Source organism: Salinicola sp. DM10 (assembly GCF_017306975.2).
GTDB lineage: Bacteria > Pseudomonadota > Gammaproteobacteria > Pseudomonadales > Halomonadaceae > Salinicola.
Genome location: NZ_JAFLEN020000003.1, coordinates 220,396 through 235,335 on the forward strand (window position 1 = coordinate 220,396; position 14,940 = coordinate 235,335).

14 protein-coding genes and 1 pseudogene are annotated in these 14,940 nt (G+C 68.6%); 8 read left to right on the top strand and 7 right to left on the bottom strand.

Going from position 1 to position 14,940, the window contains the following annotated elements:
- Positions 1-52: 52 nt before the first annotated feature.
- Together mmsB and J0A90_RS12615 are read right to left on the bottom strand one after the other, a co-directional pair.
- Positions 53-970, bottom strand: coding sequence for a 3-hydroxyisobutyrate dehydrogenase (gene mmsB / locus J0A90_RS12610; protein WP_207036451.1), 918 nt, complete (start codon positions 968-970; stop codon positions 53-55).
- 129 nt (positions 971-1,099) lie between these two features.
- Entirely contained in the window at positions 1,100-2,593 is a 1,494-nt protein-coding gene (locus J0A90_RS12615; protein WP_233076746.1) for a CoA-acylating methylmalonate-semialdehyde dehydrogenase, read from the bottom strand.
- A 191-nt stretch (positions 2,594-2,784) separates the two neighbouring features.
- On the opposite strand from J0A90_RS12615, the gene J0A90_RS12620 reads away from it, so the two are divergent.
- The 3 genes and pseudogenes from J0A90_RS12620 to J0A90_RS18765 all read left to right on the top strand — a co-directional run bounded on the left by J0A90_RS12620 (position 2,785) and on the right by J0A90_RS18765 (position 5,166).
- Positions 2,785-3,693 carry an AraC family transcriptional regulator gene (locus J0A90_RS12620; protein ID WP_207036453.1) on the top strand — a complete coding sequence of 303 codons (909 nt, stop codon included), beginning with the start codon at positions 2,785-2,787 and terminating at the stop codon, positions 3,691-3,693.
- Positions 3,694-4,098: 405 nt separating this feature from the next.
- Positions 4,099-4,845: pseudogene (locus tag J0A90_RS18760) on the top strand (PAS domain-containing protein); the annotation flags it as partial.
- Positions 4,846-4,866: 21 nt separating this feature from the next.
- Positions 4,867-5,166, top strand: coding sequence for a methyl-accepting chemotaxis protein (locus J0A90_RS18765; RefSeq protein ID WP_370635790.1), 300 nt, complete (start codon positions 4,867-4,869; stop codon positions 5,164-5,166).
- Between the two features lie 152 nt (positions 5,167-5,318).
- Here the strand turns inward: J0A90_RS18765 and J0A90_RS12635 are convergent, their stop codons facing one another.
- The 3 genes from J0A90_RS12635 to J0A90_RS12645 all read right to left on the bottom strand — a co-directional run bounded on the left by J0A90_RS12635 (position 5,319) and on the right by J0A90_RS12645 (position 7,027).
- Positions 5,319-6,044, bottom strand: a complete 726-nt coding sequence (locus J0A90_RS12635) for a 16S rRNA (uracil(1498)-N(3))-methyltransferase (RefSeq protein ID WP_207036458.1) — start codon at positions 6,042-6,044, stop codon at positions 5,319-5,321.
- Between the two features lie 7 nt (positions 6,045-6,051).
- The gene (gene secB, locus J0A90_RS12640) at positions 6,052-6,534 is read right to left on the bottom strand and encodes a protein-export chaperone SecB (RefSeq protein WP_035469782.1); all 483 of its coding nucleotides are present in this window, start codon (positions 6,532-6,534) and stop codon (positions 6,052-6,054) included.
- Between the two features lie 70 nt (positions 6,535-6,604).
- A complete protein-coding gene (locus J0A90_RS12645) occupies positions 6,605-7,027 on the bottom strand; it encodes a rhodanese-like domain-containing protein (RefSeq protein WP_035469780.1) in 423 nt (140 codons plus the stop codon).
- 340 nt (positions 7,028-7,367) lie between these two features.
- Here J0A90_RS12645 and gpmI point away from each other — a divergent pair, with 340 nt between their 5' ends.
- The 5 genes from gpmI (at position 7,368) to J0A90_RS12670 (ending at position 12,495) form a co-directional block, all read left to right on the top strand.
- Complete coding sequence (gpmI, locus tag J0A90_RS12650) at positions 7,368-8,948, top strand: 2,3-bisphosphoglycerate-independent phosphoglycerate mutase (protein ID WP_207036460.1); 1,581 nt, start codon at positions 7,368-7,370, stop codon at positions 8,946-8,948.
- Between the two features lie 48 nt (positions 8,949-8,996).
- A complete protein-coding gene (locus J0A90_RS12655) occupies positions 8,997-10,145 on the top strand; it encodes a peptidoglycan DD-metalloendopeptidase family protein (RefSeq protein ID WP_233076747.1) in 1,149 nt (382 codons plus the stop codon).
- A 162-nt stretch (positions 10,146-10,307) separates the two neighbouring features.
- Positions 10,308-11,666, top strand: a complete 1,359-nt coding sequence (locus tag J0A90_RS12660) for a S41 family peptidase (RefSeq protein ID WP_207036461.1) — start codon at positions 10,308-10,310, stop codon at positions 11,664-11,666.
- A gap of 162 nt (positions 11,667-11,828) precedes the next feature.
- Positions 11,829-12,092 (top strand): nucleotidyltransferase family protein, encoded by a 264-nt coding sequence (locus J0A90_RS12665; protein ID WP_233076748.1) that lies wholly within the window; start codon positions 11,829-11,831, stop codon positions 12,090-12,092.
- Entirely contained in the window at positions 12,073-12,495 is a 423-nt protein-coding gene (locus tag J0A90_RS12670; protein WP_207036465.1) for a DUF86 domain-containing protein, read from the top strand. The genes J0A90_RS12665 and J0A90_RS12670 overlap by 20 nt, the downstream gene beginning before the upstream one ends.
- Here the strand turns inward: J0A90_RS12670 and J0A90_RS12675 are convergent.
- Both J0A90_RS12675 and ubiH read right to left on the bottom strand, forming a co-directional pair.
- Positions 12,431-13,675: a UbiH/UbiF/VisC/COQ6 family ubiquinone biosynthesis hydroxylase gene (locus J0A90_RS12675; RefSeq protein WP_207036467.1), complete on the bottom strand. Its 1,245-nt coding sequence runs from the start codon at positions 13,673-13,675 to the stop codon at positions 12,431-12,433. The two genes, J0A90_RS12670 and J0A90_RS12675, sit on opposite strands and share 65 nt — an antisense overlap.
- A gap of 25 nt (positions 13,676-13,700) precedes the next feature.
- Positions 13,701-14,930, bottom strand: a complete 1,230-nt coding sequence (gene ubiH / locus J0A90_RS12680; protein WP_207036469.1) for a 2-octaprenyl-6-methoxyphenyl hydroxylase — start codon at positions 14,928-14,930, stop codon at positions 13,701-13,703.
- Positions 14,931-14,940 lie beyond the last annotated feature (10 nt).

Below are 14,940 nucleotides of genomic sequence, written 5' to 3' on the forward strand. Positions count from 1 at the left end.
GCGCCGGGGCGTCTGCGTGTCGTCAACCATGGCGCTCTCTCGCCGAGGGCGATCACTCATGTCCGCGCGCCTCGTTCCCGCGCGCATAGAAGCGCTGAATGCTGGAGAAGTCGTGGCCCTCGCCACCGGCGGCGGCGTGAAAGCCATAGAGACTCTTGGCCAGCGCCCCCAGCGGCGTGGTCGAGTGGCTCCTGAGCGCGGCCTCCTGGGCCAGACGCAGATCCTTGTTCATCAGCGTGACCCCGAAGCCGCCCTGATAGTCGTGGCTGGCAGGGGCATCGGGCATCACCCCGGGCCAGGGGTTGTAGACCTTGAGTGCCCAGTTGCTGCCGGAACTCTCGGCCATGATCGCCGACAGCACGGCGGGGTCGAGGCCGTTGTCGACGCCGAGCTGCAGCGCCTCGGCGGTGCCCGCCATGAGAATGCCCAGCAGCATGTTGTTGCAGATCTTGGCGGTCTGCCCGGCGCCGCTGTCGCCGGCATGGAAGACGTTGCGCCCCATCGTCTCCAGCACGGGCCGGGCGCGCTCGACCGCCGCCGCCGGGCCGCCGCAGATGAAGGTCAGGGTGCCGGCGCGGGCCCCGCCCACGCCGCCGGAGACCGGGGCATCGAGCATGACCCGCCCCAGCTCGCCGGCACGCGCCGCCAGCGCGCGGGAGGTCGCGGCATCGATGGTGGAGCAGTCGATGATCAGCGCCGCCGGGTCGATCGTCTCGAGCAGGCCGGCGTCAGCGGCGCCGTCGCCCAGATAGAGCCCCTGGGCCGCCGCCGCCGAGGGCAGCATGCTGATCACCACCTCGGCCCCGGTGACCGCCTCACGCGGCGTAGCGGCAGCGCTCGCACCGCTGGCCACCGCCGCCTCGACCAGCGCCGGCAGCAGATCGAAGACACGCACCGTATGCCCCGCCTTGACCAGATTGGCGGCCATCGGCCCGCCCATGTTACCGACACCGAAAAATGCGATGTTCATCGTCCACTCTCCCCTGAGATGGCGTATCCGTCTCTCGTCCTGACCTACCCGTCTCTCTCGTTCTCACGTATCTGCCCCAGGCCCTGACCTATCCGCCCAGAGCCCTGGGAGGCTGGCCGCGGCGGCGTCTCACTGCAGCTGTATGGAAAGATTGGGCCCGGCCACGGCTTCCTCCTCGAACCAGCGACTGGTGACCGTCTTGGTCTCGGTGTAGAAGCGCACCGCCTGCTTGCCGTAGGCGTGCTGATCACCGTAGAACGAGCCCTTCCAGCCGGTGAAGCTGAAGAACGGCAGCGGCACCGGGATCGGCACGTTGATGCCCACCTGGCCCACCTCGACCCGCTGCTGATAGCGCCGCGCCGCCGCCCCGCTGGCGGTGAAGATCGAGGTGCCGTTGCCGTAGGGGCTGGCGTTGACCAGCGCGATCGCCTCGTCGAGGGTGTCGACGCAGATACAGCAGAGCACCGGACCGAAGATCTCCTCACGGTAGATCGCCATCTGCGGGGTGACCTCGGTGAACAGCGTCGGCCCCACCCAGTTGCCATCGGGCAGCCCGGCCACCTGGCAGTCGCTGCCATCCAGCCGGCAGGTCGCCCCTTCGGCCTTGCCGCGGGCGATCAGATCGAGAATCCGCGCCTTGGCCTGAGGGCTGATCTGCGGGCCGTAAGCGGCATCGGGATCGTCCCAGGCGCCGGGGCGCAGCTCGGCGAAGGCGGCGGTGAGCGGTTCGATGCACTCGCGCGCGCTGCCGACGAACACCGCCACGCTGATCGCCATGCAGCGCTGGCCGGCGGCGCCGCAGGCGGACCCCACCAGGGCGTTGATCACTTGGGTCGGGGCGGCATCCGGCATCACCACCATGTGGTTCTTGGCCCCGGCGAAGCACTGGGCGCGCTTGAGATGGTCGGTGGCGGTACGGTAGACGTGCTGGCCCACCGCCACCGAGCCGACGAACGAAACCGCGGCGATCTGCGGGTGCGTGAGCAGCGCATCGACCTGCTCGCGGCCACCGTGGATTACCTGCAGCAGATCCGGCGGCGCGCCGGCTTCGAGAAACAGCTCGGCCAGCCGGTTGGGGGTCATCGGGTCCTGCTCCGAGGGCTTCAACACGAAGGCGTTGCCGCAGGCGATCGCCAGCGGGAACATCCACAGCGGGATCATCGCCGGGAAGTTGAACGGGGTGATCCCCGCGCACACGCCCAACGGCTGGGTCCAGGAGTGGGTATCGATGCCGCGGGCCACGTTCTCCAGCGTCTCGCCCATCATCAGCGACGCCACGTTGGCGGCCTGCTCGACCACTTCGATCCCGCGCCACACGTCACCCTTGGCATCCTCGAAGGTCTTGCCGGTCTCCCGCGAGAGCCCCGCGGCGATCTCCGCCTGATGGGCCTTGAGCAGCGCCTGATAGCGCATCATCAAGCGCGCCCGCTCGCTCACCGGCACCTCGCGCCAGCGCTCGAAGGCCGCCCGCGCCGAGGCCACGGCGCGCTCGATCTCCTCCGGGGTCGCCGCCGGCGCCTCGCACAGCACCCGCTGCGTGGCGGGGTCGGTGACCGCGATCCAGTGCTCGCTCTCGCTCTGGGCGAATTCGCCCGCGATCAGTTGAGGCAGTCTCAAGGTCATGGTCAGCTCCTGAAGCGCTGACAGACCGAGCTGACGCCAATGGCCGCCGTGGCGTGGTCCACCGGCGGCGCCGCGCGGTCCGTCTGTGAGGATGATCCCGAGCCGTGTCGAGCCGGGCCGTTCGATCAATGGCTAAGGTGTACCACGCGCCTGGCGGTCATAAGATGGTGGAAATTGCCGGGAGATGGACAATGTTGCGCCAGCCGTTGCCACCATTGTCGGCCCAGACCTCGCCCTGGCCGCTGCCGCTGAGCGGGCGCCGGGTGGTGATCCCCCAGGCGGCGATCGCCACGCTGGAGACCCACCCGCTGTGCCGTGAGTGTCTGCCCCATGGGGTCGGCTTCTATCCCCACGCCGCCGGCCACCGGATGCGGCGGCCGGCCCCGCGTGATCATCTGCTGATCTACTGCGAGGCGGGGTCAGGCATGGTGGAGTGCGCGGGTCAGCTCTTTCCGGTGCGCGCCGGCGACGTGCTGCTGCTGCGCCCGCAGCGCGCGCATCGCTATCGCGCCAATCCACGTGACCCGTGGACGATCTACTGGGTGCACCTGGGCGGGACGGCGGCGGCGGACTACTTCGATGCCATCGCCGAATCCCACGACGAGGTGTGTATCCCTATCGGCCACCATCCGCGAATCGTCGCCGAGTGGGAGCTGCTGCTGTCGGTGGTGACGCGCTTTCGCACGCTGCCGCTGATCCACGCCGCCAATCAGCTCAAGGCGCTGCTGACCTACATCGCCCTGGTGCGCCATCAGCGCGAGGCGCGCCACGCAGCGCTGGACGTCGCCCGAGTCAACGCCTGGCTGCAGGCGCACCTCGACCGCCGGGTGGAACTCGCCACCCTGGTCGAGGCCACCAGCGAGCTCTCGCGCTGCCAGTTCATCCGCGAGTACAAGCGCCAGACCGGGCAGACGCCGATGCAGGCGTTCCAGCACTTCAAGATCAGCCGCGCCTGCTACCTGCTCGATGTCACCCCGCTCGGCGTAGGCCAGATCGCCGCCGACCTGGGCTACGACGACCCCTACTACTTCTCGCGTCAGTTCAAGAAGGTGATGGGCGTGGCACCCCGCGACTACCGCCGCGAGCGTGCCACGCATTGAATGCCCCCGCTCGTCTCCAGCGCTCCACCTAGGCCGGCAATGCGTCTGCAAGCGCAAGTTTCACCACAGGCGCCCTACATTAAATTTACTTCAGGCCGATAATCTCCCGCCCAGCACTCGAACTTTAATTCGAAATCAGGAAAGGACTCCGGGACGATGCATTGGCCCATTACCTCCAAGACACCCCAGGCGCTCTCCCGCCTGCTGACACAGCTCGAATTCGGTGAAGCCCCGAGCTTCGGCAATACACGCGAGTCACGCCGCCTGGGCCCCATCGTCGAGCGCATCGCCGAGCTGATCGACCGCGCCGGCGACAGCGGCGATACCGAGACCGCCGAGGCCTTGGAACACCTCCAGCAGCGCTTCGACCTGATCTGCGATGTCACCTCCGACGGTCTCTGGGACATGACCGTGCGCAACGGTAACGCCGCCGACCCGAGCAATCCGTTCCAGTGGTCGCAGCAGTTCCGCCGCCTGCTCGGTTTTCGCGATACTCAGGACTTCCCCAACGTGCTGGGTAGCTGGTCGGACCGGCTGCATCCGGAAGACAAGGCGCGCACCCTGGCGGCGTTCAAGGCCCACCTGGCGGACAGCAGCGGGCGCACGCCGTTCGACGTCAAATATCGGCTCGCCACCCGCAGCGGCGATTACCGCTGGTTCCGCGCCCAGGGCGATACCCTGCGCGATGCCCACGGCGCGCCGCTGATCGTTGCCGGTTCGCTGCGTGACATCCACGATCAGGCGCTGCGCGAGGCCGAACTCGACAAGGTCGTGACCCGCTTCGAACTCTCGCGCGAGATGCTCAATGACGGTCTGTGGGACATGGAGGTGATCGCCGGCGACCCGGTCAATCCCCACAATCCCTTCTGGTGGTCGCCGCAGTTCCGCCGCCTGCTGGGATTCGAGACCGTGGAGGAGTTCCCGGACGTGCTGGAGAGCTGGTCCAGCCGCCTGCACCCCGAGGACAAGGAGGGCGCCATCCAGGCGTTCGGCAATCACTTGAACGACTATTCGGGGCAGACACCCTACGACATCACCTTCCGCCTCAAGTGCAAGAACGGCGCCTATCGCTGGTTCCGCGGGCGGGGTCAGACCCGGCGCGATGCCGACGGCCGGCCGCTGCGCGTGGTCGGGGCGCTGGTGGATATCCATGCTCAGCACGAGCAGTCACTGATGCAAGAGGCACAGCAGGCGCAGCAGGCCCGGCTGGAACGGACCATCGCCAGCGTCGACGATATCGTCTCGACCATTCAGCGCATTGCCGATCAGACCAATATCCTGTCGCTCAATGCGACCATCGAAGCCGCGCGGGCGGGAGAGAGCGGGCGCGGGTTCGCGGTGGTCGCCAGCGAAGTGCGCAAACTGGCCAACGAGATCCACGACGCCACGCGGAAAGCACGCGAGCTGGTCAACCGTGCCACGACCGAGGATGGCAACGCGGCGTCATCCGCGGCCGCTCTTAGCCACGCCTGACAGGCAGGGGCCGCCGGCGCCCGGCTCTCCCGGTGCGACTCGCGGCCCCGCCCAAGGTAGATAAGAAAAGAGGGTGGATACGAAAAGAGGGTAGGTACGAGAAGAGGATAGATAGGAAAAATCGGCGAGCGCAGGCAGGTGACGTACGCAGCCTACAGGTCGCCGAAGTAATGTTGCAGCAGCGTCAGTGCCACCACCGGGGCGGTTTCGGTGCGCAGGATGCGCGGGCCGAGGGTGAGCGGCTGGAAGCCGGCATGCTGCGCAGCGGCGACCTCGGCGTCGGTGAGGCCGCCTTCGGGGCCGATCAGCAGCGCGGCGCTGTCGACCGCCTCGGCCTGGCGCCAGCTGTCGTCGGTGGCGGGGTGGAGCACCAGACGCAGGCGCTCGTCACGCGCGGCGAGCCAGGCGTCCAGCGTCTGCGGTGGATGCACCGCTGGCACGCTGGCGCGCCCGCACTGCTCGCAGGCGCTGACCGCCACGCCCTGCCAGTGGGCGAGCTTCTTGGCCTCGCGCTCTCCCTTCAAACGCACATCGCCGCGCTCGACGTAGAGCGGGGTGATCGCCGCCACACCCAGCTCCACCGCTTTCTGGATCGCATAATCCATGCGGTCGCCCTTGGAGATCGCCTGCCCCAGATGCACCGCCAGCGGTGACTCGCCGCGGCCGGATGCGAGCGACTCGACGCGCGCGACCACGCGCTTGCGCCCGGCCTCGATCAGGCGGGCGTGGGCTTCGAGCCCGGCACCGTCGAAGAGCTTGAGCGGCGCGCCCTCGCCCAGGCGCAGCACCAGCGCCACGTGGCGCGCGGCCCCCTCGGGCAGAACGACGTCGCCGCCGACCCGGAAGTCGGCGGCGACATGAATACGCGGCATGGCCATGGCGCGCTTACTGCGTGGTGTCGCTGGCCTGAGCGGCGCGCTGCTGCTTCTGGGCGTACATCGCCTCGAAGTTGACCGGCGCCAGCATCAGCGGCGGGAAGCTGCCGCGCCCGACCAGGCTATCGATGCACTCCCGCGCATAGGGGAAGAGCACATTGGGGCAGAAGGCGCCCAGGGTGTGGTCGAGCTGCGCGCCGTCGAGGCCCGCGATACGGAACAGGCCGGCCTGCTCGACCTCGACCAGGAAGGCGGTGGCGTCGTCTTCGTTGTTGGAGACCTGAGCCGTCACCTTGACCACGACCTCGTAGAGATCCTGGCCGACCGACTCGCTGGTGGTGTCCAGATCGAGACCGACCTTGGGCTTGAACGGCTGCTGGAACACGCGCGGGGAGTTGGGGGCCTCGAACGAGATGTCCTTCACGTAGATGCGCTGCAGGGAGAACTGGAGCTGCTGTTCCTGCGTGCCCTGCTGATTGTTGTCTTCCGCCATGGTGCGTTTCCTTTGGATGAGATCGGAGCGGTTGGCGTGTGGCCCGCGGACGGGCGCGTATCGGGTCGGCTCAGCGCTTGACCACCGGCAGGCTGTCGGCCTGCCACTGGGCCATGCCGCCCTTGAGCTTGTAGACCCGCGAGAAGCCCGCCTGGCTCAGCTCGGTGACCGCAGCCGCCGAGCTCTGGCCATGCTTGCAGACCACCACCACGGGCTGGTCCTTGTGCTTCTCCAATTGGCCCAGGCGCTCCTTGAGGCGGGCCTGGGGCACGTTCTTGGCGCCGGCGATATGGCCGGCCTTGAACTCGGCGCTGTCGCGGATATCGATGACGACGCCATCTTCGCGGTTGATCAGCGTGGTCGCTTCGCTGGTGGAGACGCCGGAAGCGCTGCCCCGCTTGGCCTCGAACGCCAGCCACGCGAGCAGCACGACCAGGAAGGCGCTGACCAGCAGCGGATGATTTTCAATGAATTCGAACAACTGATCGATCATGGGTCTGCCGACACTCTCAAAGCGGGAATGCTGGGGCCGGGAAGCGCCGGGCCGCAAGACGCGGCGGCGCGATTCCTGGCGCGCGTGACCAAGCGCTGGCGCGGCACCTGAACCCAGGCAAGAGCACCACGCTGGCTGAAACTCACGGCCCGTTTTCGGGCGCCGGCCATTATACACGAGGCGGCAGCCGAGACGAGGCGCACGCCGGCCGAGCCGATGCCGCGGGTGCGCTATCTCCCGTGGGTGCGCTATGCTGCGAGGCCGGGGCGTGCCCGCCGCGCCGCCCTGCGTATCGTCACCCTGTGTGTTTTTCGTTCATCCGATCTTACCGAGGCTTGTCATGGCAGAGACTTCCACGCCGCGCCCCGTGGCGCTCTTGATTCTCGACGGCTACGGCCAGAACGACGATAGCGCCGCCAATGCGGTCGCCAGGGCCGAGACGCCGGTGATGGATCGGCTCAAGCGCGACTACCCCAATACCCTGATCCACACCGACGGCCCCTATGTCGGTCTGCCCGAGGGGCAGATGGGCAACTCCGAAGTGGGCCACATGAACATCGGCGCCGGGCGCATCGTCTATCAGGACTTCACCCGGATCACCAAGGCGATCGAGGATGGCGAGCTGGGCGAGATCGCGGCGCTGACCACGCCGATCGACGACGCCGTCGCCAATGACCGCGCGGTGCATCTGATGGGGCTGCTCTCGCCGGGTGGCGTACACAGCCACGAAGATCACCTGCTGGCGGTGGCCGAGCTCGCCGCCGCCCGCGGCGCCAAGCGTATCTACCTGCACGCCTTCACCGATGGCCGCGACACTGCGCCCAAGAGCGCCGGCGCCTCGATCGAGCGCGCCAATGCCAAGCTTGCCGAGCTGGTCGGCGGCGACAACGGCTTCGTCGCCTCGCTGGTGGGCCGCTACTACGCCATGGACCGCGACAACCGCTGGGACCGGGTCGAACAAGCCTACCGTCTGGTGGCCCTCGGCGAGGCCGAGCAGGTCGCCGAGAGCGCCGAGGCGGGGCTGGAAGCGGCCTACGACCGCGGCGAGACCGACGAATTCGTCAGCGCCACCGCGGTACGCCCGAACGGTGACAAGCTCGCCATCGCCGAGGGTGACGCCGCGCTGTTCCTCAACTTCCGCGCCGACCGCGCGCGCGAACTGACCCGCGCCTTCGTCAATCCGGATTTCGACGGCTTCGACCGCGGCGAGCGGCTTAAGCTCGCGGGTGAGGGGCTGGTGATGCTGACCCAGTACGCCGACGACATCGATGCGCCGGTCGCCTTCCCGCCCAAGGATCTGGTCAACACCCTGGGCGAAGTCGCCGCCAGCCACGGGCTCAAGCAGCTGCGCATCGCCGAGACCGAGAAGTACGCTCATGTCACCTTCTTCTTCTCCGGCGGCCGCGAGGAGCCGTTCGACGGCGAGGATCGCGAGCTGATCCCCTCGCCCAAGGACGTCAGAACCTACGACGAGAAGCCGGAGATGAGCGCTTATGAGCTGACCGACACCCTGGTCGGCGCGATCGAAAGCGGCAAGTACGACCTGATCATCTGCAACTACGCCAACGGCGACATGGTCGGCCACACCGGCGATCTCGACGCCGCCACCAAAGCGATAGAGGCAGTGGATGTCTGTCTCGGCAGGGTGGTCGAGGCGATCCAGAAGGCCGGCGGCGAGTGCCTGGTCACCGCCGACCACGGCAACGCCGAGCTGATGACCGACCCCAAGACCGGTAACCCGCACACGGCGCATACCACCTTCATGGTGCCGCTGGTCTACGTGCATCGGGATGGCCAGGACGACGCGGCCACGCTGCAGGCGGATGGCCGCCTGTGCGATCTCGCGCCGACGCTGTTGCATATGCTGCACCAGCCGGTTCCCGAGGAGATGACCGGCAACGTGCTGATCAAAGGGGCCTGACGCGGGCATGGCGGCAGTGCAACGTGACACCGCAGGACCCCGGCGCTCGTGACGCGCGGGGGTCTGCGTTTGGGGGTGATCGTGCTGGCCGGCAGCCTGCTGCTGGCCGGCCCGGCGTGGGGTCAGGCCAACCCGCAGGAGGCGCGCGCGCGTCTCGATAGCCTGGCCACCGATATCGAAGCGCTGCAGGGCAAGCTCAAGCAGACCCAGGCGGCGCGCGGCGACGCCCAGAGCCAGCTCGAGACGGTGGAGACCGCGATCGGCGCGATCCACAAGCGCATGGACGCGCTCCAGGACGAGCGCCACGATCTCGACGACCAGGTGGCCACGCTCAGCGCCCAGCGCCAGACCCTGGACGCCGAACGCCACCGCCAGCGCCAGGCCCTGGCGCAGCAGTTCGATGCGCTCTATCGGCTCGGCACCACGCCGCAGCTCAAACTGCTGCTCAATCAGGACGACCCCGCCGAGGTCGATCGTCTGCAGCACTATCTCAATGCGATCTCGCAGGCGCGCCAGGCACGCCTCGACAAGCTGCGCGATCTCAACCGTCAGCTCGACCAGAACCTCGCCGCGATCGACCAGCGCCGCCAGCGTCTCGATCAGGTGCAGCGCGATCTCGACCAGCAGCGCGAACGCCTGGCCACCAGCCTGCGCGAGCGCCAGACGCTGGTCGCCAAGCTCGACTCGCGCTATGCCAGCGAGCAGTCGCGGCTGGAGGATCTCAACCAGGACCGCGCCCACGTCGAGCGGCTGCTCGATCGCATGCAGCAGGAACTGGCCAAGCTCAAGCAGCCGCCGCCCTCGACCGCCATCCGCAAGACCCGAGGCGATCTGCCATGGCCGGTACAGGGGCGCGTGCTCTCGAACTATGGCGACGGTGATGGGGTCGATCGCAACGGTGTGCTGATCGGTGCCGCCGCCGGCAGCGCGGTCAAGGCGGTGCATGCCGGGCGCGTGGTGTTCGCCAACTGGATGCGTGGCTTCGGCAACCTGCTGATCCTCGACCACGGCGATGGCGTGCTCACCCTCTACGCGCATCTGCAGCAGTTCACGGTCACCCCCGGCCAGCAGGTCTCCAACGGCCAGACCGTGGGTGCCGTGGGCGACACCGGCGGCCAGACCCGCCCCGCGCTCTACTTCGAGGTGCGCCAGAACGGCGAGCCGATCAACCCCAACCGCTGGATGGCCAAGCGCTGAGCCACTCCCGTCTTACGCCGCGTTAACATCCGCCCCGGGAGGCGCTATGCTGGGGTTATCAAACGCCGTTCCATCATCCGGCCAGTCGTATTGACTTAGCGCCGGGTGGCAGCCCCTGTCGGCGCCAGCGGCCCCTCATCCAGCCCGAGTCGCGGAGACCGCATGACACCCACCCGCTCGAATGCCCTGGCTCGTCGCCGGTGGCTCGCCCCAGCCGCATGCGCCCTGAGCCTGGCCCTGGCCATCCCCGGTGCGGCGCTGGCCGCCGAACCGGCCGCGACACGCCAGCCCGCCGACGACGACCTGCCGGTCAAGGACGTGCAGACCTTCGCCGAGGTCTTCGAACGTATCAAGCGGGCCTACGTCGAGGAGGTCGATGACAAGACCCTGCTGCGCAACGCCATGCGCGGCATGCTCAGCCAGCTCGACCCACACTCGGAGTATCTGGATGCCGATGCCTTCGAGGCGCTGCGTGAAACCACCGAGGGCGAGTTCAGCGGCGTCGGCATCGAGGTCGGGCTGCGCGACGACCAGCTCACGGTGATCTCGCCAATCGACGACACGCCGGCGGCCAAGGCGGGTATCCAGCCCGGCGACCGTATCGTCGCCATCGACGGCACGCCCACCGAGAACCTGACGCTGCAGGAAGCGGTCGACCTGATGCGCGGCGACCCCGGCAGCCATATCCAGCTGACCATCCTGCGCGACAGCGAGCAGACGCCGCGCACCTTCGACCTGCAGCGCGAGTCGATCCAGTCGGAGAGCGTCACCCAGCGCGAGCTCGAGCCCGGCTACGGCTACCTGCGCATCAGCCAGTTCCAGAGCCGTACCGGCGACCAGACGCGTGAGGCGCTCGCAGCGCTCACCGCCAAGGGGCCGCTCAAGGGGCTGGTGCTGGACCTGCGCAACAACCCCGGCGGCGTGCTCTCCAGCGCCACCGAGGTCGCCGATCAGTTTCTCTCCAGCGGGCTGATCGTCTACACCAAGGGCCGCCTGGTCGACGACGACATGCGCTTCACCGCCCACGCTGCCACCCTGGCGCCGGACGTGCCGCTGGTGGTGCTGATCAACGGCGGCAGCGCCTCGGCGGCGGAGATCGTCGCCGGTGCACTGCAGGATCAGCAGCGGGCGGTCTTGATGGGCACCCAGAGCTTCGGCAAAGGCTCGGTGCAGCAGGTACTGCCGCTGGGCAACGGCGATGGCCTCAAGCTGACCACGGCGCGCTACTACACCCCCAGCGGGCGCTCGATCCAGGCCGAGGGCATCACCCCGGACGTGCGTGTAGTGCGCGGCCGGCTGGAGGTCGACGACACCCCCGGCTTCCAGCTGCGCGAATCCGATCTGCGCGGCCACCTGCAGAACGCCAGCCCCAGCGCGCAGCGCAACGCCCCGGAAACGCCCATCGCCGCCAACGACTATCAGTTGAGCGAAGCGCTCAACCTGCTCAAGGCGCTCAACGTGGTTCACTCGGCCCGCGCGTCGGCCAAACCAAGCGCAGCCGAGCGCGAGACCGCCGACTGAACCGAGCGCTGGCCGAGCGTCGATCGATGAAGGGGAGCGGGAATGGGAACGGGAGTGAGAGTGGGCGTATAAATGGAGTATATAAAGTAACGTAGAGAGCGTCGTGGAGACGGAGGCGTCGACATGAATCGAAGTGAAACACTACGGCGACTACGCGATCATATGCCCACACTGGTGGCAAAGTTCCAGGTCGAGTCGCTGGCGCTGTTCGGGTCTGTCGCTCGCGACCAGGCGGCGGCGGAGAGCGATATCGACATTCTCGTCAGCTTCCAGGGGCCGGCGACCTCGGCGCGCTACTTCGGTCTGCAGTTCTATCTCGAGGATCTGCTGGGCAGGCCCGTGGATCTGGTCACCGACAAGGCGCTTCGCGCTGAACTCAGGCCCCGAGTCGAGCGCGAGGCGGTGCATGTCCCGGCGCACGCCTGAACGTGAATGGCGTTTCTATCTCGATGACATGATCGGTTTCATCGAGAAGATCACGAGCTATACCCAAGGGCTCGACCAGGCGTCATTCGTCGCCAGCGAGCTGACCTACGACGCCACCCTGCACAATCTAGCCCTACTGGGCGAGGCCGCGACTCGCATACCCGATACAGTCCGCCAGCGCCATCCCGAGATCCCCTGGCGCCTTATCGTGGCGACGCGAAATCGCTTGATGCATGCCTATCTCGGCATCGACGACGACACGATCTGGAGCATCGTCCAGGACGAGCTGCCCAAACTGTCGAATCAATTGGCATCGATTCGCGCCGCGCAATCAGCCACTACCGACACCGCTGTGGCACGTCGCCATATTCGCCCAGCGCCTGACGGATCAGCAGGCGCTTGAGCAGCGGCAGCCGGTCGACCCCGGAGAGCCCCCAGTTGCGCGCCAGCCGCAGCGCAGGCTGACGGCTGCCGAAGAGCCGCTGGAAACCCTGCATGGCGGCGAGCATCGCCGCGTTCTCGCCGCGCCGGCGCCGCGCATAGCGGGCCAGAATGCGCGGGTCGCCGGGCTCGGCCCCGCGCTGGCGGGCGCGTATCCACTCCTCGGCCAGCACCGCGGCGTCCATCAGCCCCAGATTGACCCCTTGCCCGGCCAGCGGATGCAGGGTGTGGGCGGCATCGCCGATCAGCGCCAGGCCCTCGGCGACATAGTCACTGGCGTGGCGCTGCACGATGGGGAAATGCGGCGCGGCATCGATCACCTCGAGCCGCCCCAGGCGCCCGTCGATGGCCCGTTCGAGCTCTCCGGCCAGCGCCGCGCGCCCGCTCTCCTGTTCACCCAGCGCGGTGAGCCGGCGGGCCTCCGCCGGCGTGGTCGACCACACGATCGAACAGTGGTGTGCTGCGCCATCGATCGCCAGCGGCAGAAACGCCAGCGGGCCGCTGGGCAGGAAGACCTGACGCGCGGTGCCCGCATGGCCATGCTCGCAGCGTACACTGGTGACCACCGCCGCCTGGCCGGTATCGCGGGCGGAGAGCGCGATGCCCGCCAGGGTGCGCAGCGGCGAGTGGGCTCCATCGGCGCCCACCACCAGCGGCGCGCGCCACTGCTCGCCGCTGTCCAGGGTGACCACCGCCTGCCCCGCCTCGCGGGTGTAGCCGGTCAGGCGCACGCCGCGCAGGCAGGTGACCTGGGGCAGCGCCTCGAGCCTCGCCTCGAGCCCGGCGACCAGTAGATCGTTCTCGACGATATGCCCCAGCGCCTCGACGCCGACGTCATCGGCATCGAAGCCGATCTCGCCACCGCCCTCACCGTCCCACACCTGCATGCGGCGATAGGGCGCGACGCGCCGGGCGGCGACCCAGGGCCAGACGCCGAGCGACACCAGCAGCCGCTGCGAGGCGGCGGTCAGCGCGCTCACCCGCAGGGCCGGCGCGCCCTCGCCCGGCGGCGTCGCCCGTTCGGCGGGCGGCGCGGCATCGAACAGCGCGACCCGCCAGCCGGCCTCGCCCAGCAGCAGCGCCAGCGTGGCGCCGACCATCCCGCCGCCGACGATCAGCACGTCGCTGGTTGGCTGTGTCATGTCGGATCTCCCGTCTTGCTCATCGTCATCTCTCGAGCCCCATGGCTCGTCTCGCCACCATTCGCTTGAGCGGCGCCAGGGCGTTGAGCCCACTCAGCCCCAGCCCGCGCGCCTGCCCCATCAGCGGGTAGTTCAGGCCGAACAGGCGGATCAAGCCGTCGCTGAAGCGCACGATCTGGCGATAGTCGGCACTGCGCCGCGCCTCGAATGCCGCCAGCACGCTGGCATCCCCCGGCGAGCGCCCCTCGGCCCGGGCACGTTGGATCTCGGCGGCCAGGTCCATCACCCCGCGCAGGGCGAGGTTGAAGCCCTGCCCCGCCACCGGGTGCAGCGCATGGGCGGCGTTGCCGAGCACCGCCAGGCCGGGGCGGATCGTCTCGCGCGCGGTGACCAGCGACAGCGGATAGGCGTAACGCTGGCCGACCCGCTGAAAGCGCCCAGCGCGGTCACCGAAGGCGTGTTGCAGCCGGCTCAGAAAAGCATCGTCGGAGAGCGCCAGCGCGGCCTGTTCGGCGCCCTGCTCGAAGGTCCACACGAGTGTCATGCGCCGCCCCGAGAGCGGCAGCAGCGCGATCGGCCCCTCGCGACTGAAGCGCTCGAAGGCCCAGCCCTGGTGCGCCCGGCTGGTCTCGACCGTGGCGATCAGCGCGCTCTGATCGTAGGCGTGGTGCGCGCTCTCGATTCCCAGACGCTCCTTGAGGCCGGAGCGGCCGCCGTCGGCGAGCACGGTCAGCCCGGCATCCAGCCTCTGGCCGTCGTCCAGGGTCAGCCGATAGCCTTCGGGGGTGGCGTCGAGCGCCTCGACCCGGGCCGGACAGTGCCAGTCGAGTGGCAGCTCGGCGAGCCGGCGGTGCAGCACCCGGCCCATCCAGGCATTGGGGATCACATAGCCCAGCGCCTCGCTGCCGACATCCTCGGCGTGCAGCCGGGTCACCCCCAACTGGCCGCGCTCGCTGATATGGATATGGCGGATCGGCGAGGCCTGCGCCGCCATACCTTCGCCCTCGGCGTCAGACCACAGCGCCAGGCGCTCGAAATGACGCCGCGAGCCGTAGGCGATGGCGCTGGCCCGCACGTCGAAGCTCGGCTGCAACGGCGCCGTATCCGTGGCGGGCAGCGGCTGGGCCTCGACGATCGCGATGCGCAGCCCCTCTTCGCGGGCCAGCTCGCCCAGCGCGCAGGCCAGGCTGGCGCCGACCAGGCCACCGCCGATGATCGCCACGTCGACCTGCACCGGTTGTGTCGCTTCACTCATGGGCACTCGT